This is a genomic window from Chitinophaga qingshengii (genome assembly GCF_014529935.1).
GTDB lineage: Bacteria > Bacteroidota > Bacteroidia > Chitinophagales > Chitinophagaceae > Chitinophaga > Chitinophaga qingshengii.
Genome location: NZ_JACVFC010000003.1, coordinates 115,642 through 140,831 on the forward strand (window position 1 = coordinate 115,642; position 25,190 = coordinate 140,831).

At 51.0% G+C, this 25,190-nt stretch carries 1 protein-coding gene; it reads left to right on the forward strand.

Features of this window, described 5'->3' with window-relative positions:
- The first annotated feature begins 414 nt into the window (after positions 1-414).
- A complete protein-coding gene (locus ICL07_RS20370) occupies positions 415-25,170 on the forward strand; it encodes a DUF8202 domain-containing protein (protein ID WP_188089889.1) in 24,756 nt (8,251 codons plus the stop codon).
- The last annotated feature ends 20 nt before the right edge of the window (positions 25,171-25,190 follow it).

The following is a 25,190-nucleotide window of genomic DNA, read 5'->3' on the forward strand; positions in this document are numbered from 1 at the left end:
GGTATTGAGGGTGTAACTACAACCTGTCATGTATACTTTATCTATTTTCGTTTACAGAATTGTTCCGCTGAGTCATGTGAACATTTCTGTGAATTGTAGGATGAAACCAATGAGGCCCATATCCTTTTTCTAACCTTAATACTTTCCTATGGGAAATTTTACGCGATTACCACAACATGCGGACTTTACCGTTTGTCATTGTCTCAAATACCATTATTCGTAAAAACCAAAATTGTCTGTGTTTGATCTGTGCCGGCTGATAAAAGTCGTCTGCTGGTGTATATAATCATCCATATCAAGTCCTGAGCAAAAAGATCCTGACAGGTCTTTCCCAGGTCCGCTATGTATAGCATGGTGGTCCCGGACCCTTTTTTACCCAATGTTTATTGCATGATGTCCCTCTTAAATAGTGTTATGAATCCCGATGTAAGGTCTTTCAGCAACAGCGGCAAGCGGTTGTTACTGGCGTTATTTGCCATGGCAATGACGATGACGGCTGCTGCCGGCGTATTTCCCGTTACCAATACCAACGACGGAGGTCCCGGCTCATTCCGGCAGGCGATCCTGGATGCGAATGCTGCGGGCGCCGGTCCGCACCAGATCGTGTTCAGCGTACATGGCCAGATCACGTTGGCGACTTCTCTGCCAACGATTACGGTTAAGAAACTGACCATCGATGGGCAGAATAAGATCACCCTGTATGCTACCGGTACCAATTCCATTATTAATCCTTTTGTGATTAATGCCGACAGTGTGACCATCCGGAATTTCACGGTACAGAATAACGGGGACATTAACGTGGACATCTTCCCCAATACAACAGGGGTAACGGTAGACAATATACGTTCTTTCAGTACGGTGGGCAACTACCTGAATGCGTTTATGCGGGTACAGGGAGCCTCCAGCGGGTTGACGGTAAGAAATATCTCTTCCACCGATGTAGAGCCCGCAGGTGCTGCGCATATCGGACGGGCATTTTATTTTGCAGGGGGCATGCAGACCGACCTGATCATGGACAACGTCCAGCTCAGTACGGCAAACAATACCCGCGGAGCAGAAGGTATTGTATTCCGCGATGCAGCTGTAAACGGATTTACGCTGACCAACAGTAATATCAGCGGCTTTCAGAATGCTATCGTGCTCAATAACAGCGGAGGGGCTGTAGAGACGGCGAATAACGTATTAATCAGCAATGTGACCATTGATAGCTTATGGAGTGGCGTATCGCAGGGCATCTATTGTGATTTCATCACTACCGGCTTTCAGGTCAAAAAAACCAGCATAGACATGGACGTGATCGGGTCGGATGACGATGGGGACTATGCTATCCGCTTTGTTAATACAACCAGCAATATCGGCATTGATGACATCAATATTAATGAGAACGATATTCATGCCATTTGGTTCAATGGCGCTGCCAGCAATATCACTATCAATAAGGCAGTAATAGAAAACCGGATACCCGGTCAGTATGGAGGAAATGCCCATATCCGGTTTGAGAGTACAGTCAATGGATTTACCTGTACCAACACGATATTAAACGGCGACAAAATTTCCAACACAAAAGACGCAGATGTTGGCATTGGCTTTTATGCTGCTGCCGCCGGCGTAAAGATCGACAATGTTACGTTTAATGAATTTGATGTAGATGGTATTTCTGTAGTGGGGGCCGCCACCAATTTTCAGCTGACCAATTCCAAATTTACCCGAAACTTTGACGGGATTGAATTTTACAGCGATGCTCCCAGGAATAATGTAGATATCGTCCGTTCTTCGTTTTATAGTCATGAACGCTCAGGTATCGTTGTTAATGGTAGCAATGCCCTGACGGATGTGGACCTGAGTGGCGATACCGTGGTTAGTAACATTAACCACGGTGTTTGGTTTTATGGTAGTGCCGGCGTAACAGACGCGCAGGTGGATGGTTGTGTGATACATGACAATGGTGGCGCGGGTATTGTTAACGTGGCGCCTACCAAAGTGATTATTACCGGCAACGCTATATATAATAATACTGCTGCCGGTATCTCACTGGCCGGTGGTAACTGTAGTTATACCGCGGCTGCGGGTAAAGTGCCGGTGTTGTTATCTTCCACGGCGCAGGGGGGAGGGCAGTACCAGTTACAGCTTACTATCCCGAACATAGTTGCCGGTGCACAATATACCGTTGATATTTATGCCAACGATCCCGCTACGAATAAAACGAGCGGGCAATATTATGTTACGACTTTAACAGGATTGTCTGCCGGTACTTCCACCCAAACGATCACGTATAATGCCGGTCCGGGTGTTACCGGCCTGGGTTTCTGGACAGCTACGCTGCGCATACCCGCCAATACCTGTGGTACTTCCGAGTTTAGCAATGGTATTCCGATGGCCTCCAGAGGACCAGCTTGTGTGAATAGCGGTGTGGTAGCCTGGTACAGGGCAGATCAGGCGGTGAATGGCGTCAACTGGGGGGATATTTCCGGTAACGCAAATCATATGACAGTAGTTGGTGATCCGGACAATACTACTGGTATAGTCAACTTCAATCCGGCTATTTATTATGATGGCAACGACGCTCACCTGGTACCGGCTACGGCTGCGGTATCCGGCGCTTATTCCATCATGGGGATGGGGCAGCTGGAAGGCTCCCAGACAGGCCGCGTATTCACCAGTTCCGGTAGTAATGAATTAATGGGCTGGCATGCGGGCATGGAGAATCGTATGTACGTAGAAGCCTGGCTGGATGCCGGTAACGCCGTTACGGCAAAAGGTAAGCTCTATTCTTTTGAAAGAGCGGCCAATGGCGCATACGAATTTAAAAGCAACGGCGTATTACGCAAAAATGGTCCCACCTCCAGCGCTACCGCATGGACTTTGGATGTGGGCGGCGCTGCCTATTCGGAATTTTCTAAAGTATTTGTACCGGAAGTATTCATCTACAACCGTGATCTGACACCGGCGGAAATACAACGTATTGAATCCTACATGGCGATCAAATACGGTATTACACTCAATGGCGGTGCAACAGATTATATCAACAGCGACGGTTCCGTTCAAATATGGACCGCTGCCAGCAACACAGGTTATGGCCGACGTATCACCGGCATTGGCCGTGAGGATTGCAGTATGCTGAACCAGAAGCAGTCCCTGAGCCAGGACAGTGGTATCGTTACCATTGCGCTGGGTAATGTGATTGCCGCTTCCAATGCTGCCAACAGCAATAGTTTTACGCAGGACAAGGTATTCTTCTCCTTTAGCGATAATGGTGGAAATACCGGTTATTTCACTGCCGTTACCAGCGCCAATGCCAATCAGCGTATGGGCCGCGTGTGGCGCGTACAGAAAACTGCTGCCTGGGATAATGGTCAGCAGATAACGCTGCAACTGGCCGGCGGGGCAGGTAATAATTACCTGCTCATCAGCACAGATGCCGCTTTCGGTACTGTTACCAAAGAACTGAAACTTAGCAGTACGGGAACGGTTACACTGAGCAGTGCAGACCTGGCAGATGGCGCTTACTTTACTTTCGGTCAGCAACTGCGGTATCCTGGTGGTGTAGCGGCAAACTTACAGGCATGGGTAAAAGCAGATGCCGGTGCTACGGTGGCAGACGGTAATATCCTCAAATGGCAGGACCAGGCAGCACAGCGGGAATGGCCGCTCAACAGTGCGGCAGCTGTTGGTTGGGCAAAGAACGGCATCAACTATAACCCTGCTGTCAGCTTCGCGGGCGATAACTTTTTTACCGTACCGAAGTTCACGGAAAGTTATACTGCCGGTGAAGTATTCTCCGTACAGTATTCCAATACGCCGGCCACAGCTACAGCCGCCAGCTTCCCGTATGAATTTGGCGGTGACGGCTCAACGCTCATGGCACAACATTATCCGTATAGCGGATCTGTATATACGCACTTCGGTATCAATGCAAGGCCTGGGTATGCGTTGGGAAGCATTAACATACAAAAAGCCCACATATTAAATAACTGGAGCGCTCCCGGCGATTGGGCCATGAATTTCGATGGTAAAACAATCGGCAGCAGCAATACCTTTGCGGTATCTTTCAGCAGAGGTGCGGCGGGCAACAGCGCGATCGGAGCGGGGCACGGGTCTGTTTTCAATGGCCGTATCTCCGAAGTGATTCTTTACAACCGGCAATTAAGTGCAACTGAGCGTGCACGGGTGAACAGCTACCTCGCGCTGAAATATGCGCTTACGCTGAAAAATGCCGCCGGTGTATCCACCGACTACCTGGCCAGTGATGGTACCACTAAAATGTGGACTGTCACTAAGAATACCGGTTATGGTGAACGTATCACGGGTATCGGCAGGGATGATAACGGTACCCTGTTGCAGAAACAAAGCCTGTCACAGCTGGACGACGCCAATGTAACCATTGGTATCGGCAGCAATCTGGCTACCGCTAATGCAGAGAATATAACGGATATCACCAACAATCTTTCTTTCTTTACGATCAGTGATAACGGCCAGCCAGCCAAATATAACCAGGCAGTTACCGGTCTGACTAATTTAACCGTACGCATGGCGCGTATCTTTAAAACAGATCGCACCAACTGGGCTAAAAGTCCTATCACCTTATCTCTCACCGGCGGAAACAATACCATCTCCCTGCTGGTGAGCAACGATGAAACTTTCGGTGCAGGTGACAAAGTATATACGCTGGATGCCAATGGCAATATTACATTGGACAGTGATCAGCTGCCTGATGGTACTTTCTTTACTTTCGCAATCCTGCAGGCTGCACCAGCCGGTGTAGCAGGTGGGCTGGAAGTATGGACAAGAGCCGATAGCGCAGTAGTACTGAGTGGTACCAACGCTATACAATGGAAGGAACTGAGCACATCCAAACGTACATGGACACAGGCTACCACAGGAGCCATTACCTGGAAAGAAGCTTCCTTTAACTTTAACCCCGGCCTCAGCTTCGCCGGCAGCGGACCTGGCGGCAACTATTTCATTCAACAGCCGGAGGTAGCCAATACCTTCACGGCTGGTGAAATATTCAGTATACAAACTTCCAATATCGATGCAAGCAATCCCGCTTCTGTCAATTATCCTTTCGAATTTGGCGGAACTTACGCAGGTGGACAAGGCGTGTATGTATGGAACAATAATCACCACTATACTTACTTTGGTTCCAATACTGCCCGCAGGGACTTTGCATACCCCGCAGGTATGAATGTCCGTAATCCGCATCTGCTGAATATATGGAGTGCTGCCAACGATTGGGCGGCGGGTATCGATGGTAAAATATTACTGACCGCCAACACGAACGCAGTAAACTTTGTATCGCCGGTGGGTAATAGAGATTATATCGGCGCCGGGCACAATTCCGTGTTAAACGGTGATATGCCGGAGGTAATATTATACTCCCGTAAACTGAGTACCCTGGAACGCCAGCAGGTACAGTCCTACATGGCGCTACGCTATGGCCTTACCTTAGGTGTCGATGCTCCCATGGATTATGTAGCCAGCGATGGTACTACCACCATGTGGAAAGCCACTGCCGGAGGCGCTTATGCCAGCCGCATCACCGGTATTGGCCGTGACGATAAAGGCATGCTGCTGCAGAAACAATCCCTGTCTGTTGACAATGGTATTGTTACCATCGCAGCCGGTGCCGCCGTTGCTGCTTCCAATAAAACCAATACAACCAATATTGCCAACGACCTTTCCTTCTTTACTTTTGGAGATGACGCCGCTGCTACTGCTTACCAGACACCGGTTACCGGTATTAATAAGGTGAACAGCCGCATGACCCGCATTTTCAAAGCACAGAAAACCAACTGGGCTGACCAGGATATTACCATCAAACTGGCCGGCGCTTCCGTACGGACTTACCTTTTGGTGAGTGCCGACAATACTTTCGGTGCAGGTGATGCCGCTTATGCGATGAATGCTGATGGTACTATTACGCTGAACAGCAGTCAGCTCGCTGATGGCGCTTATTTTACCTTTGCCAAAAGCATCACTGGTCCGAATGGTGTTACCAACGGGCTTTCCTTCTGGTTGCGTGCAGACGACGGTGTGTCCGGCGGCAGCAACTGGAGCGATTACAGCAACCTGGGTAATGAGGCGCTGCAGGGTGTGATCGCCAGTCAACCTATCACCGACGCGAAAGCCTTTAACTTCAACTATGGCCTTGTATTCGATGGTACCGATGACTTCCTCGATATCAATACTACCCGTATAGACCCATCCACTGCCACGATTTTTACAGTGGCCAGCGGCTCCGGCTTTGCAGCGGTAAGAGAGCTGGTGGGCAGCGGCGCATTAGGAGACGCGCATGGTATGGAATTCAGGGTTGTCAACACCGGGCAACAACAATACATTGAGAACGCCGCATCGGTTCAGGGCATGGGAGGCCTTGTCACCTTCCAGGCTAACAAACCATATATTTTCAGCGTTACCCAGGCCAGCAATACGCCCAATGGCATACGTATGTTCGCGAACCACAAGCTCGATAATCAGGGAACGTTTACGGTAACACCACTCACCAAAAACCTGGTTTCTATCGGCTCCCGCACGATGGCCGCCAGAGCATTTTACTGGCAGGGTGGTATGGGAGAAGTGGTAGCTTATAACCGTATACTCTCAGACGCAGAACGCCAGTCGGTAGAATCTTATCTCGGTCTGAAATATGGAATCACCATCAACGAAGGCGCCACCGATTACCTGGCTACCGACGGTTCCAAATACTGGACTGCCGATCCAATCTATAAATCCCGTATCACCGGCATCGGCAGAGATGATGCCACCGCGCTGAACACCAAACAATCCCTCAGCGTAGATACCGGTTTTGTGACGCTTTCTTTGGGTAACAATATTCCGTTGACCAACGAACAGAATATAAACACGATTAACAACGATAAATCTTTCTTTGTATTTGCAGATAACGGCCAGTCGGCAACCTCTTACACTACCGTTGTAAACGGCAGCAATGCCACCCGCCGCCTGCCACGCGTATGGAAAGTGGGTAAAACCAGCTGGACAGACCAGAACATTACCCTGAAAGCCAATGCTACCGGCACGAAGGTATACCTGCTGATCAGCACCGATCCTACCTTTGCTACGATCAATAAAGAACTGCCGCTGACTGCGGATAAAACCATCACCCTGAATTCCAGCGAGCTGCCGCAGGGAATATACTTCACTTTCGGCTCGCCGGTGAAATACCCGGGCGGGGTAGTCAGCAACAACCTGGTGTGGCTGCGTGCAGACATCGCTACTTCCGCTACGGCAGACAATACGCCTGTCGGCGCCTGGAATGATTATAGCCCTAATGGTAATAATTTGGCTCAGGCTACACCAGCCAACCAGCCAATATACATGGACAATGCTGCTGCGAATATTAACTTTAATCCGGTGGTGAAATTCAATGGTGCACCACATGCGATGAATGGTAACTCTTTCCTGAAAAATGGCAGCTACAACACCGCTTACGCGTTTTATGCAGGTAGCCAGGCTGTAGCCAACAATACTGTCATTTTCACAGAACCGGCTCCTGCTCTTGGTGTAAACCAGTTTACGTTGCACGCTACCTGGGGTGATAACAAAGTATACTGGGATCCTCCATATACCAGCAATCGCATTGTTTATGATGCGGGTGATATCACCAATCAGGTAATTCTCTGGACTGCTACCAGCAATGTAAGCCTGGCCGCCAACAAACAATCTATTTACAGGAATGGCTTAAATGTGCAGAATGGAAATAATACCAGCATATTCACCGGCGGTAGCCAACCATTCCAGCTGGGCGCGAACAACGGTGTTTCCTATAACGGCCGTATGGGCGACCTGATCGTTTATACCAGTCCGCTTACACCGGTTGAGCAACAGAAAGTAAACAGCTACATGGCCATCAAATATGGTATCACGCTTAACAATGGCGCCACCAATTACCTGGCCACGGACGGCAGCACCGTATGGGATGCCGGCGCCAATAGCGGTTACACGAATTATATCACCGGTATCGGTCGTGATGATGCCGAAGACCTGAACCAGAAACAATCCCGCAATACGATGAGCGGTATGCAACTGGCGATCGGTCTCAATAATCTCTCAGAAACAAACAACAGTAATGCCAATGCCTTTACCGCTGATAAATCATACATGGTATGGGGCGACAATGCCGGCAGTGGCCTCTTTAAAACACCGCTGACCGGTCACCCGGTAGCCAACTATCGCATGGGTAGAGTATGGAAAGTGCAGAAATCAGGTACCGTGGGCGCCGTACAGGTAGCCGTGCCTTATGATGCGCTGCCCAATGCGGCACAGACATATCTCATCGTCAGCAACGATGCTGTTTTCGACGGCACGGACCAGTTTATTCCGGTAACCGCTATGACACTCAACGGCGTAAAACATTACGCCGCTAATGTAGACCTGACCAGTGGGCAGTTCTTTACCTATGGCGCCGCCATCAAAACACCAGGTGGAGTAGTGGGTACTTCCCTCTGGCTGCGTGCAGACGCCGGTACTTCCAGCACAACGGATAATACGGCTATCAACGGTTGGACCGATTACGCTTCAGACCTGAACAACGGTACACAGGCTACTGCCGCCAACCAGCCCAGGTATATGAACAACGCAGGTAATAACGCGAATTTCAACCCGGTGGTGAAGTTTGATGGCAGTGATTACCTGAATCTTGATTACACCAAACTGCCAGGCGGCACCAGCGCCAGGACTATCTTCGGTACCGGTAACCCAACAAATCTCAACTCCGGTGAATATATGCTTGCCTACGGCGCCGGAGGCGTTAACAACGCCGGCAGTGGTATTGCGTCTGTCGCCGGAAGCGGGGCTGCTATTTTTGTAGGATGGAACAATGATGTGATCAGCGCAGCCGGGCATTGGCAGCCAGGCGTATTTAATGAAATGGTGGGCGTATGGGCCGGTAATGGCGGTAACGCTACCCTGTACAGCAAAATGAAAACATTGGGCGGACCGTCAGCCAAGGCGTGGAATACCGTCGCCGGTGGCGCTACGGTTGGCAGCGCGCCCTGGAATAGTTATAGTGAGGCCTGGAATGGCACATTGGGAGATATTATCGTATATCCCACCGCGTTAAACACCAACGAACTGCAACGGGTATCTACTTACCTGGCTATCAAGTACGGCTATACGATAGATCAGACTTCCCCGGTTGATTATCTGGCTACCGATGGCACTACCAAAGTATGGGATGCCAACGCCAACGCCACCTATAAAAACAACATTGCCGGTATAGGCCGCGATGATGTGGAAGGCCTGGCACAGAAACAAAGCCAGAGCGTCAACACCGGCTTACAGCCCATCGTGGGCCTGGGCGGTATCGCTGCGGATAACCTGAGCAATACCAACACTTTCGGTGCAGATAAATCCTATCTGGTATGGGGAGATGATGGCGCTACTACTACCTTCGCCACCGCTATCAACGGCAACCCGGCTGTCACCACCCGTATGGGAAGAATCTGGAAAGTGCAGAAATCCGGTACGGTAGGTAGGGTGATCATCGCCGTGCGGAAAGACCAGCTGCCGAAAGTGGCTACTACACCTTACCTGGTGATCAGTAACGATAATGTATTTGATGGCGCCGACCAGTTTATTCAATTGACTGAAAACAATGTAAACGGTGTGGCCAGCTATACTGCCAACGCAGATCTGAACAGTGGACAATACTTTACTTTCGCCAGCTATGTAACAGCGCCGGGCGGTGTACCCAATGAAATGCTGTGGGTGAAAGCTGATGCAGACGTACAGGTGAACGGCAGCAACCAGGTGGAACAATGGTTGAACCAGGCCGGCTCTATGAGTACTGAACTGCGTGCGGCGCCACAGGCTCATACAGATCCTATCGCAGCTTCGGCGGATATCATCAAAGTGCCCAATGGTATTAACTTTAACCCGTCGGTGGACTTTACCGGCGCATTGGGTAAATCCCTGAAGGGAGATGCTGCCGTCAACTGGAATACATCTGCTAACCTGTCCATCTTCTCCGTGGCTGCCCCTACAGGACTTCCGGTAAACGGCCTGACAGCTGTTTGGAGCTCCAATGGCAGCTGGACGACGCAGGTCGCAGGCAGGGGATTGAACTATTTATCCAATGGTAATTTTGCCCTTGACGGTGCTGGCTGTACTGTCGGGCAGTCTACACCTACCTACGCAGGTCCTGTTATCGCCAGAGGCCTTTACGTCAGCGCAAACAACGCTCTGGGCGGAAGTACCTGGCTGAATGGAAAACAAGGTCCGCTATTAGGCACCAATTGCGCAACGCAGGCAGATGGTTCATTCTTTGAGCTGGGAGGACGCACCACAGATGCCAGTGGCTTCGATAACCGCATCTTCAAAGGGAAAATCCCTGAGTTGATCGTTTATAAATCAGCCCTCACCCCAACGGAATCTCAAAAAGTAGAATCTTACCTGGGTGTTAAATATGGTATCACGCTGGACCAGTCTACTGCACAGAACTACCTGGCTACAGACGGCTCCGTGATCTGGAATGCCACCGGCAACGGCACTTATAAAAACAATATCTTCGGTATTGGCCGCGACGATAGGGAAGGACTGACACAGAAACAATCCCGTAGTATCCATACAGGTGCTATCCTGACCATCGGCATGCGTACCATCGCAGCTACCAACGCGGAGAATACCAATACTTTCGGTGCGGATAAAAGTTATGTGCTGCTGGGCAGCAACAGTAACGCCCTTACCGTTAGCGGAACAGACCTGCCGGTCGGTAGCTGTATCCCTGAACGTCTCACACAGGAATGGAAAACACAGTTCACCAACTACGATGTGAATACCCAGCCACTCAGCCTGCAGTTTAACCTAAACGGCATCACAGTGAAAGGTACTACTGCAGCAGATTTCACTGTGTTGGTGGATGAAGATGGCGATGGTGACTTTACTACCGGTGCTGTAACTGAAATACCTGCATCCGGCTTCAACGGAGGCATCGTGAACTTTGATAATGTCAGCACCCTGAAAGATGGCGTGGTATTTACCCTCGTTACCAGTCACCTGCAACGTACCGCTACGCTGGTACCGGATGCTACGGTGAGGACGGTAGCGGCTACCTGTATCGATAAAGGTACCCTGTATTTCATCGATCCGGCTGATGCCAATAAATATATTGCCTCCATTACCCTGAACGGCAACACGATGGATGTGACAAAACTGTCCGCCCTCGTGGATGTAAACAGGAATATGAACACGGCGCTGGGCAAAAACAGCGGCACCGATTACGGTACACAACTGATGCGCCGACTGGTACAGATCAGTTATACCGGCGCCGACCTGACTGCGAACGGCGGCGTCACCCTCCGCCTGTTCTGGAACCCGGCAGAAAAAACCAATGCGGAAAATATGCTCTCCGGTACCCGCGGCGTAACCAGTGCCCAACGCTGGGCATGGTTCAAACATACCGGCGATATTGCCAGCACCCTGGCAGATCTGGCGCCGGAAGGCCTGGCCAATATCAGTGAACTGATACCTTCGGCTACCGGTCAACAGGATGGCGTGGATTACGTTGAGTTCAGCGGCATCCGTAACTTCTCCACTTTTGGCGGCGTCACCACTGCCAACCAGGTATTGGCCATCACCAAAGGACAGGACGGTAAAGAAGGGGCACAGGATGGCGCCTTCACCATCAGTCTGCCTGGAACCGTTACTGCACAGGAAGATATCACCGTCAATTATACCGTGACCGGCTCCGCTGCTAACGGCCTTGACTATACGCCACTGACCGGTACCCTTACCTTCCCGGCAGGGGCCAACAGTGTACCCTTGCCCGTTATCGTAACGGATGACAACGTTCTTGAAATCACGGAAGATGTAGCCGTTGCCCTGAACACCGCTACCGGCGTTACCAGCGGCAACCCTTATCATATCAGCAGCACACAATCCAACGCTACGCTGAACATTATTGATAATGACAGCAATGATCCGGCTAAAACAACCCTGGGTATTACCTGGGCCAAAGATGCGAAAGAGCCTGTTACCAATGGTGCCTTCAACATCAGCCTGCCGGCGGGTGTTACTTCCTCGGAAGATATCAGGGTGAACTATACCTTTGCCGGTACGGCCACGCCTGGCGCGGATTATATTACGCTGAGCGGATCAGCATTGATCCCAGCCGGCCAGCCGGGCGTCATCCTGCCCGTAATGGTCATGGACGATGATTTACTGGAAATGCCTGAAACAGTGGACGTAACACTGACAGGTGGCAGCACCGACCATTATACGCTGACACCGCGCTCCAGTGCTGTCACCGCTACCGTGAATATTATTGATGATGAAAATATACCGTCCAACCTGGTACTGAGCGTGAAGAAAGCTGCTGATGCAGCAGAACCGTCTACCCATGGAGGGTTCACCATCAGTTTACCGGGCAATGTTAAACCTACAGAAGCCATAACCGTTACCTACGAAGTAAGCGGTAGTGCCGGCAATGGAACGGATTACAACACCCTTACCGGTTCCCTTACTTTCCCGGCGGGCGTCAGCAGTGTACCCCTGCCCGTTACAGTCATAGATGATCAGATCATTGAGCAGGACGAAACTGTTGATGTGAAGCTCACCGGCGGCGGCAGTAATAAATTTACTTATACGGTCAGCCCCGATAACGGCAGCGCATCTGTAACGATAGCTGATAACGATAATACGGCCATAAACCGGGTGCTGAGTATCAAAAAGACCATTGATGCTGCAGAACCATCCACCAATGGGGAGTTTACTATTAGCCTCCCTAAGGATATCACTGCTGCTGAAGATATAACCATAACCTATACATCCTCCGGAACCGCCACCAGTGGCGCAGACTATGCGTCACTGGGCACGACGGTCCTGATGCATGCCGGACAGAACAGCATTACCCTGCCAGTCAAGGTAATCGATGATAAGATCATTGAGAACACAGAGACTGTCACCGTAACGCTAAGCGGCGGTACCAGTACCAGCTTTGTTTTCACTGCCAGTGGTACAGACGGAAGCGCCCTCGCTAATATCACCGATGACGATAATACGGCGGCTAATCGCATACTCAGTGTGATCAACGATGGGGGAGATGCGGCAGAACCTTCTACCAATAGTCAGTTCAGAATAACCCTGCCTAAAGGCGCCACTCCTGCGGATGATATTACTGCATCTGAACCGGTAACGGTTACTTACAGCATCAGCGGCACTGCCCTCAACGGCACGGATTATGAAACCCTGAGCGGTTCCGCCACCATCCTGCCAGGTCAGAACAGTGTACTCGTTCCTGTTACCGTGATCAACGATCAGCTGATGGAGAACACCGAAACAGTAGACCTGACGGTTGCCAGCGGTAAAAGTACCAGCTTTGTATTCACTGCCCACCCCACCAATAACAAGGCTACCGTGAATATCCTGGACGATGACAATACACCGGCCAACCGGGTACTGAGCATCACCAAAGTCAACGATGGGGCGGAACCTGGTACCAATGCACTGTTTAAGATCAGTCTGCCGGAAGGGGTGTTCCCGTCTGAGCCGATTACTGTGACCTATACCGTAGCAGGATCTGCTATCGGAGATAAGGACTATACCGCCTTAACCGGCACCGCCACTATTCCTGCAGGACGTGACAACATCACGCTGCCTGTCAGCGTGATCAACGACCAGGAAATAGAAGATACCGAAACCGTAGAAGTGATGCTGACCAAGGGTAGCTCAACGAACTTCAGCTATACCATCAGCACAACCAATGAAAAAGCAACTGCTAATATTGAAGATGACGATAATATACCGGCCAACCGGGTGCTGAGCGTGAGCAACAACGGCAATGCCGCCGAACCGGGTACCAACGGCGGATTTAAAATCAGCCTGCCTGCCAATATCACCTCATCGAAGCCTGTTACGGTAAATTATACGATAACGGGAACGGCTACCGGCGGAGCGGACTATGTGGCCATAAACGCCACCGCTACTATCCCTGCTGGTCAACCTTTTGTGATCGTACCGGTAACGGTGAGCGATGATAAAATCATTGAACCTACAGAAACCGTTATCATGACCCTTACCGGAGGAACCGCCGGCAGCGCTGCCTTTACAGCTGCTCCGGGCGCTACCGCCGCGACTGTGGACATTGCCGATGACGATGCAACCGCTGCTAACCGAATCATACGGGTGCAGGTAGAGCATGATGGTGCAGAAGGCGGCAACACGGTGAAGTTCAAAGTACTTCCCGCGAATGGTTATACCATCTCTCAACCTGTCACTATTAACTACACCATCGGCGGTAACGCTATATTAGGTACCGACTATAATGGCGTAACGGCGGCAGACTTCAGCAGAACAGTTACGTTGCCTGCCGGCGATCTTTCCGCCGCTATAGAAGGTACTGTCGTGGATGATCAGATCATAGAAGGTACTGAAAACGTGATAATCACCATTAACAGCGCCTCTTCTGCTGACTTTATCTTTACGCCGGATGCTGCGGAAAGTACTGCTACTGCTAATATTATTGATAACGATGATGTACCGGCCAACCGTGTATTGAGCATTACCAAAAACGGCGATGCTGCCGAACCGGCCACGCATAATACTTTCAAAATCAGCCTGCCAAAAGATGTCACCGTCTCCACGCCGATTACCGTCACTTATACCGTAGCCGGTTCAGCTACTGCTGGGGAGGATTACGCTGCCCTGAGCGGTACCGTGACCATCCCGGCCAATGCGGACGGGGTTACCCTGCCGGTCAACGTGATGGATGATGACCTCATTGAGAATACAGAGACCGTAGAGGTAACCATTACCGAAGGTAAATCCGGTAGCCTCGTATTCACGCCAAGCCCGACCAATGGCAAGGAAACGATGAATATTGCCGATGACGACAATACTGCCGCTAACCGTGTGCTGCGTATCGAAAAAGTAGCCGACCTCGCAGAACCGGCTACCAGCGGCAGCTTCAAGGTGAGCCTGCCAGGTAAGATCAGTTCGTCCGAACCGGTAACGGTTAACTATGCCATCAGTGGTACAGCTACCAACGGTAAAGACTACACGACCCTGGCTACCAGCGTATTATTGCCTGCAGGCGATAATAATGTATTGATTCCTGTAACGATTGCAGATGACAAAATTATAGAAGGCACAGAAACCATCACGCTCACCCTGGCCGATGGAAAGAGCACCAGCTTTATTTTCACTGCCAGCGCCACCAATGGTAATGCTTCCGCTGATATTGCCGATGATGACAACATCGCGGCCAACCAGGTACTGCAGGTGACCAACGGCGGCGATGCTTCAGAACCAGGTACCAACGGTGCCTTTACCATCAGCTTGCCTACCGGTTATACGGCATCCGCACCTATTACGATCAACTATACCATTGCAGGTACCAGCACAGCCACCAGTGGGTCCGATTATAAGGCCCTCTCCGGCTCTGCGACCCTGCTCCCGGGAGATCCCAGTGTAACCGTGCCCGTTGAGGTGATCGATGATCAGCTGGTGGAAAACACCGAAACGGTGATCATGAACCTGACCGACGGCAACGGCGGAGGCCTGGCATATACGGCCAGTCCAACCAACGGCACTGCTACGGTGAATATCCTGGATGACGACAACTCCGCGGCTAACCGTGTACTGAGCGTTACCAACGATGGCAACGCCGCAGAACCAGGCACCCACGGCAAATTCAAAATCAGCCTGCCGCCAAATATCCTCCCATCGGAAGACATCACCGTGACTTATATCATCGCTGGCTCCGCTACCAATGGCAAGGATTATAACACGCTGTCAGGTAAAGCTACCATTCTGGCTGGTCAGCCGAGTGTAACCGTTCCCGTGACCGTGATCAATGATGATATCATTGAAGGGCAGGAGGATGTGAGTCTCACTATTACCGGTGGTACCAGCGCCGGCTTTAACTATACTGCCAGCGCTACCAGCAAAAACGCGGTGGTGACAATAGATGACGATGATAATACAGCTGCTAACCAGGTATTGACGGTTACGCACAAGGCCGATGCCGCAGAACCAGCCACCAACGGTAGTTTCCTGGTGAGCCTGCCTGCGGGTATCACCTCTGCCAGGGATATTACGGTGACTTACTCCGTATCCGGTACTGCTACTTCCACCGGGGATTACCAGGCGTTGGGTACTATTACTATCCCTGCCGGTAAAACAGATGCCACTGTTACCGTGAATGTGATCGACGATAAGATTGTTGAGCCTACGGAAACGGTGGACCTGACCATCACCGGTGGTAACGATGGTCCGTTCAACTATACGGTGGCCAGTGGTGGCGGTTTCGCTACAGTGAACATCGCGGACGATGACTATTTATCCAACAGTAATGTGGTATTGCTGACGAAAGTATCGGATGCCGTAGAAGGTACTACCCATGGTCAGTACAGGATTTCCCTGCCGCCGAATGTGACCAGCTCACAGGACGTGGTGGTGAGTTTCTCTCTGGCAGGTACTGCCGACAACGTTGATGATTATAATTTACTAAACCTGACAGCAGGTAAAATTGTGATACCGGCGGGCGCCAATGAAGTATTTATTGACGTAGATGCGATAAATGATAATAAGATTGAAGGACCTGAAACGGTGATATTAAAACTCACCAACGCCGTCTCCGGTGCCCTGCCATTCACGATAGACCAGGCCGCTGATGGCGCGGTAGTCAATATCATCGATGTGAACGCTACCAGCAGTGCCGACATACAGATCGTTGCCGGTAACAATGCTGCCGAACCTGCTCTGAACGGTAATTTCACTGTGCAGCTCAAGAATGGCGCTACTGTCGCGTGGCCTGTTACCATCGGTTACCGTGTATCCGGTACCGCTACTTCCGGCGAAGATTATGAGGCGTTGGGTGATATTATCATACCAGCCAACAGCCCCAATGTATCGGTGCCACTCATCGTAAAAGATGATAAGATCATTGAGCTGACGGAAAACGTGAAGATTACAATCTTGTCCGGCAGTGCCAAAGATGCTGTTAATAATGCCTACATCTTTAAGCCTGACGTGACGATGGATAACATTACCATTGACATAGCAGACGATGACGCGAAAGCAGCCAACCAGGTACTGACCGTCGTGAAGAAAACCGATGCCGCAGAGCCAGGCTCCAATGGCGCTTACACCATCAGCCTGCCGGATGATTATACTTCCGCGGCGGCTATTACGCTGCAATACACGATGAGCGGTTCCGCTACACTGAACGACGACTATACGATCAATACCGTTACGCTGCCGGCCAGAAGTAACAGCGTTACCATTCCGCTGGTGGTAGTAGATGATAAAATCATCGAACCTACGGAAACGGCTATACTGACACTGACAGGCGGTAAAGACGGGAACGGATTTGACTACACGCCAGGTACGGCCAATAACGCCCTGATCAACATCACCGATGATGACAATACAGACGCTAACCGCGTACTGCTGGTGAAGAAAACCGCCGATGGCGCTGAACCAGGTACTCCCGGTGAGTTTACGATCAGTCTGCCGGCCGGTTATACCGCCTCCGAAGACATCGACGTAACCTATACCATTGATGGCACCGCTACCGCCGGCGACGATTATCAACCGCTGAACGGCACCGCCAGGATATTGGCCGGTCAACCGGGTACTGCTGTTATACCAGTACTTGTTAAGAATGATCAGCTGATAGAAGGTACTGAAACCGTAGTTATCACCCTGACTGGCGGCAAGAGCATCAGCAGCAATTTCGTCTTTACACCATCAACCGGTAACAGCACTGCTACCGTGGATATTGCTGATGACGACGACACGGCGGCTAACCAGGTACTGAGCGTCACCAGGAAAACAAATGCCGCAGAACCGGGCACTAATGGCGCATTTACCATTAGTCTGCCGCCCAATGTGTATTCACAACAGCCTGTTAAGGTGACCTACACCATCGCAGGTACCGCTGAAAACGGCAAAGACTATACGACGCTGACCGGCACCGCGGTAATTCCTGCCAATGGTCATGATGTAGATGTGATGGTTCCCGTGATCGACGATAAGATCATAGAAGGCACAGAAACCGTTGAACTCACCGTTACCGGTGGTACTTCTCCCGGATTCGTCTACACCGCCGATCCTTCCGGCAAAACAGCGTCCATCGACATTGCGGATGATGATGATATCCCGGCTAATCGTGTGCTGACCATTGTCAACGACGGCGATGCTGCCGAACCGGGTACCAACGGCAAGTTCAAAATTAGTCTGCCGAAGGACTATACCGCAGCAGTACCGGTAACCGTAAACTACAGCATAAGTGGTACGGCCACTCCTGATAAGGATTACGAAGCCATCACGCATACCGTGACCATATTGGCGGGTGACAACAGTGTATTCGTTCCCGTGAATGTGAAGAATGACGACATTGTTGAACTGACAGAAACCGTGACCATGACGCTCAACGGCGGAACAGGTGCGGCGCCATACACCGGTACCGGCAACGCTACCGTCAACATCACAGATGACGATGGTATACCGGCCAACCTGGTCCTGCGTGTGGAACGGATCGCTGACGCAGCGGAACCGGCTACCCATGGCGCATTCAAAATCAGTCTGCCGGATAAGATAACTATAGATGAACCGGTGACCGTCAACTTTACTATCACTGGCACTGCGGAAAATGGCACTGACTATGAACCTATCGGTATCACTGCCATCATCCCGGCTAACAGCGACGGTGTAATAGTACCGGTAACCGTTAAAGATGATCAGCTCATTGAGCAAACTGAAACAGTGGTGCTGACGCTGAAAGATGGTGCCAGTGATCACTTTACACTGACTGCCGGTGCAAACAACATGGCATCAGTGAATATTTTGGACGACGATAATACACCGGCTAACCTGGTACTGAGCATCAAAAAGAAAAATGATGGTGCAGAACCAGCTTCCAACGGGGCCTTTACCATTAGCCTGCCGGGTACTTATAAATCTTCAGAACCCATCACGGTGAACTATACCATTGCTGGTTCAGCTACCGCCGGTGATGACTACGATGCGCTCAGCGGCAGCATAGAACTGCCGGCAGGAGAGACCACGGTGGATCTGATCGTCGCTGTTAAAGATGACAACCTCATCGAACCGACAGAAGACGTGGTGGTGAGCCTGGTGAGCGGTAAGAGCGATAATTTCCGCTTTGTACCGGCCAGCACAGACGCCACCGCTACCGTCAATATCACAGATGATGAAGCTGCGAATCCGGCTAACCTGGTACTGACTATCAAACCGGTAATAGACGCAGCAGAGCCGTCTACCAATGGCGGCTTTACCATCAGTCTGCCTGATAATATCAGAACGTCACAAAGCATTACCGTTCTTTACTCAGCGGTGGGCAGTGCTACCCCGGGTGATGACTATACCGCGCTGACAGGAAAAGCTATCATTCCTGCGGGCGGAAGCAGTGTAGACGTTCCCGTTATAGTATCCAATGATTTTATCATTGAGCCTACTGAAACGGTGGAAGCTACGCTGGCAGGCGGTTCATCAAGCAGCTTTACTTTCACCGGTACCGGCAATGCTACCGTGAATATCGCCGACGATGACAGTGCGCCGGCTAACCTCGTGCTGACCGTCACCAAAGGCAATGACGGCGCCGAGCCGAATGTTAACGGTTCCTTCGTTATTAAACTGCCGGCAGGTTATACCGCATCAGAGGATGTAACGGTGAAATATAAAATAACCGGTAGTGCCCTTAATGGAACGGATTACGAGACTCTCGGTGGTACGGCGGTGATTAAAGCCAATCACCCGGATGTTACCGTGCCGGTGATCGTGACCGACGATCAGCTGATTGAAATCACCGAAGACGTGATCATGACGCTTGATGGCGGTACCTCCGCACATTTCATCTGGACCGGCACCGGTACTGCTACCGTGAACATAGAGGATGATGATAACAATCCGGCTAACCGCGTACTGTCTGTAAGAAAAACCGCCGATGCCGCAGAACCGGGTACTAATGGTGAGTTCACGATCAGTCTGCCGCCGGATATCTATGCAACAGAAGACATCACTGTCAACTACCAGATAACGGGTACTGCTATCGGTGGCTCGGCTGCCACCAAAGCGGATTATGTGGCTCTGAGCGGTACTGCTACTATTCCCGCTACTAAAAGAGAAGTAACCGTAACTGTACCTGTGCTGGATGATAAGGTGATTGAAATCACTGAAACGGTAGATATGAAACTCACCAGTGGTTCCAGTGAACACTTCGGCTTCACGGCCAGCACTACTAACGGTACTGCGACGGTGAACATCGCGGACGATGATAACGTTCCGGCAAACCTGATCATCCGGGTCACCGATCCGGTGGATGGTGCAGAACCGTCCACAAACGGTTCCTTCACAATCGGTCTGTCTAAGGATTACACCGCGTCAGAAGATATTATGATCTATTACACGGTTGCCGGCTCCGCCACCGCAGATGATGACTATGCAGCACTGACCAAAAGTGTGTTGCTCACTGCCGGCTCCACCAATGTGATCATACCGGTACAGGTAAAAGATGATAAGATCATAGAAAAAACAGAAGATGTTGTTATTATGGCTGCCAGCGCTTCTTCTGCCAACTTTACGCTGGTACCAGCCAGTACGGAGGGTAGTGCAACTGTGAATATCACAGACGATGACAATACAATGGCCAACCGCGTGCTCAGTGTGAAAAACGGAGGCGATGCCGCGGAACCGGGTACCAACGGTAAATTCACCATCAGCTTGCCGAAAGGCATTACCTGTGTGGAAGATGTTATCGTGAAATACAAAATTTCCGGTGATGCGATTGGCGGCGTTGATTACGAAACCCTCAATGGTACCGCTATCATTCCGGTTGGTAAAGACAGTGTAGACGTTATCGTTAAAGTGATGGATGATAAGATCATCGAAGGCAGTGAAAACGTGGTGATGACGCTCATTGACGGCGCCAGCACCAGCAACACCTTTGTATTCACCGCCAGCGCCACCAACGCGGAGGCTACCGTGAATATTGCTGATGATGACGATACCGACGCTAATCGTGTATTGCTGGTGACTAAAAAAGCCGATGGCGCTGAACCTGCCACTAACGGTAGCTTCTTTGTCAGTCTGCCTGCAGGGTACACCGCTTCAGAAGACATCACGGTAAATTATACCATCAGCGGTTCCGCTGAAAACGGTGTTGACTATGCTACACTGGACGGTTCGGTGGTGATCCCTAAAGGAGTACCAGGCGGAGTACCGGTAGTGGTAACCGTCAGCAATGACCAGATCATTGAAGGCACCGAAGAGGTGATCATGACACTGAACGGCGGTAAATCCGACCACTTCGTCTTCACGGGAAATAACAGCGCTACCGTGTATATCACCGATGACGACGATATCGCTGCCAACCGGGTACTGACCGTTACCAACAATGGCGATGCAGCGGAACCAGGTACCAATGGCAGCTTTAAGATTAGCCTGCCGGCAAATGTTACCTGTACGGAAGAGATCACCGTGAATTACACCATTACCGGTTCTGCTACTCCTGATAAGGATTATAAAGCCATCACCGGAGTGATTACTATTCCGGCCGGTCAGCCAGGTAGTGTAACCGTTCCCGTGATTGTCGGGGATGATAAGATCATCGAAGGCACTGAAATGGTGACGATGACGCTGAGTGGCGGTAAATCCACCAGCTTTACTTTCACCGGTAACAACAATGCTACGGTGAATATTGCAGATGACGATGATATACCTGCCAACCGGGTACTGACGGTGAAGAAAGCGACAGATGCCGCAGAACCGGCTACCAACGGTATGTTCACGATCAGCCTGCCTAAAGGCATCACCGTGGCAGAAAACGTAACCGTCAACTACACCATCGCTGGTTCAGCTATCGCTGGTACGGATTACGCAACGATCAGCAGCAGTGCCGTCATCTTTGCCGGAAAAGACAGCGTTGACATTATGGTACCGGTTATCGACGATCAACTGATAGAAAATACAGAAACCGTAGAGATTACACTCGCTGGCGGCGCTTCGGGTCACTTTACCTTCACCGGTAATAACACGGCCACCGTGGATATTGCGGACGATGATAACACCGATGCCAACAAGGTAATACTGGTAACGGCTTCCAAAGATGGGGCAGAACCAGGTACCGCGGGTGAGTTCACCATTGGCTTCCCGGGAGATATTAAATCCTCCGAACCAGTGACAGTATACTACACCATCGGCGGCTCGGCTACAGCCGGCGATGACTACACGGCGCTGAGTGGCTCCGTACTGATCCCTGCCGGCGTGAATAAGGTGACGGTCCCTGTACCGGTACTGGATGACGACCTGCTGGAAGGTACTGAGACCGTAGTGCTGACCATCACCAACGGAAAATCAACCAGCTTCACCTTTGCCGGTGGCAACAGCGCAACTGTTCATATCATCGACGATGAAGATACACCAGCTAACCGTACCCTGAATATTGTTAAAAAAGCAGATGCCGCAGAACCGGCTACCAACGGCAGCTTTACTATCAGTCTGCCAAATGGTATCAGAACGGCGGAAGAGATACGGGTGAATTATACTATCGGTGGTTCCGCTACCAGTGGTGATGATTACGCCGCTATCACCGGAACGGTCATCATTCCTGCCGGTAAAAGCGAAGCAGACGTGCCCGTTAATGTGAAAGATGATAAGGTGATCGAACAAACGGAAACAGTAACCATGACGTTAAACGGTGGCGCTTCAGACCACATGACCTTTACGGGTTCAGGCATGGCTACTGTTAATATTGCGGATGATGAAAGTATCACCCCGGCCAGCATGGTACTGAGCATCGCTAAAGACACAGATGGTGCGGAACCAAATATCAATGGCGGCTTTAAGGTGAGTCTCCCTGCTGATATCACTTCTTCAGAAGACATCACCGTAAGCTACACCGTGGCCGGCAGTGCTACTGCAAATGCGGATTACCAAGCCCTCACCGGCACGGTAGTGCTCAAAGCGGGCCAGCCTTCCGTAACCATTCCTGTAATAGTAATGGATGACGAGATCATCGAAATCACAGAAACGGTGACGGCTACCCTGAATGGCGGTGTTTCCGATCACTTCAGCTTCACGGGTAACAATACAGCTACCGTGAATATTGAAGATGATGAAACCAAAACACCGGCTAAACTGGTGCTGACCGTCTCCAAAGGTGCAGATGGTGCAGAACCTTCCACCAACGGTTACTTTACCATTAAGCTGCCGAAAGGCGTTACTTCTTCGGAAGAAATTAAAGTGAATTACACCATAGCCGGTACAGCTACCGCAGGCGCCGACTATACAGCGCTTACCGGCGCTGCTATCATCCCGGCAGGTAAGGACAGCGTGAATATAGATGTCACCGTAGCAGATGATAAAATCATAGAAGGAACAGAAACGGTGATACTGACACAAACCGGCGCCAGCTCAGATCATTTCACCTTCACCGCTGCGGGCAGCGCTACCGTGGACATCCTCGATGATGAAACCCAGGATGCGACGCTGGTATTGAGCATTACCAAAGACGCAGATGGTGCAGAACCGAACACGAATGGCGGCTTCCGTATCAGTCTCCCGAAAGATGTAACCGCTGTGATGGACATCACCGCTACCTACACCATAGCAGGTACTGCTATCAACGGTACCGACTACACGACGCTCAGCGGCACCGCCATCATACTGGCCGGTCATAATGATGTAACCGTTCCGGTGACCGTTAGCGATGACCAGCTGATTGAAGGGGATGAAACAGTGGTGATAACCGGTACCGGCGGAACGGCAGGCAGCCTTGTCTTCAAACCAGCTGCAGCTAACACCGCTACTGTAACCATCGCGGATGATGACAATAAAAACCTGGACCTGGCGGTAAATGCCAGCAAACCGAATGCTGCTGAACCGGCTACACCGGGTGAGTTCACCATCAGCCTGGCCAGTGGTAAAATACCGGTGACAGATATTACCGTTACCTATACCGTAACCGGTACGGCCACTGCGGGCAGCGACTACACCGCCCTTACCGGCACCGCAGTCATACTTGCAGGCCAAAGCAGTGTAACCGTCCCCGTGAATGTGTCCGATGACGATCTGATAGAACCCGTGGAAACAGTGGTACTCACTATTTCCGGTGGTAAATCATCCAATATAGTCTATACGGTGGGTGCTAACAGCAACGCCACCGTTAACATCGCGGATGATGACAACACAGATCTGAGCCTGGTAGTGACCGCCAGCAAGCCGGATGCAGTGGAACCCGGCGTTAACGGCGAATTTACCATCAGCCTGGCCAGCGGCAAACGCACGGCAGAGCCGATCACGGTACAATATATGATCAGCGGCAGTGCTACTCCGGATGCAGACTACGCCGCCATCACCGGTAAGATTACCATACCGGCAGGCGCCGGCAGTGTAACCGTTCCTGTTAGTGTGCTGAATGATAACGAAGTGGAAGAACCGGAAACAGTCGTGTTCATGCTGACGGGCGGAACATCCGCCAGCTACACCTTCACCACGGGTACAGCGAAGGAAGCCACTGTCACCATCACGGATACCGATAAAATGGCCGGTGACCTGATCGTTACCAAAGAGATCGTCGCACCGGTTACAGGTCCTTACCGTATGGGTCAGAACCTGACCTACCGTATCACGGTGAAGAACGCCGGTAACCTACCGGTGACCAGCATACGGGCGGAAGACCGCCTGCCGGTACAGCTGGATGTGCCTACCCATACAGCGGCCGAAAGGGGAGAAGTAGTGGTATCGGCAGACACCAAACTGGTAGCCTGGAACATCGGCGATCTGGCGGCTGGCGCATCGGTACAAATGACGCTGACCACCCGCGTGATTGAAGGCGGACAACTGATCAACGAAGCCAGTGCCTACAGTACCAACATGCCGGATGCCGACAGTACCAATAACGTGGCGGTATCGCGTGTGGCGATAGAAGGATCCGACCTCTCATTCCCGAACGTGATCACACCAAACGGTGATGGTAAAAATGAAAGATTTATTATCGGTGGCCTGGAAAAATACCCCGGATCGGCGATCTATATCTACAACCGTTGGGGAAGTATGGTATATCAGTCCAAAGATTACCGCAACGACTGGAACGGTTCCAACCTGAACGAAGCGACCTACTACTATATCCTGGAAGTAAGGAAGCCGGACGGCGTTAAGAAATACAAAGGTTGGATAACAATACTACGGTAAGAGATAACAATTATATCTGC

What these genes read in the sequence shown, in the direction of transcription:
- ICL07_RS20370 (WP_188089889.1), top strand. Translation starts at nt 415, where the DNA reads ATGAATCCCGATGTAAGGTCTTTCAGCAACAGCGGCAAGCGGTTGTTA.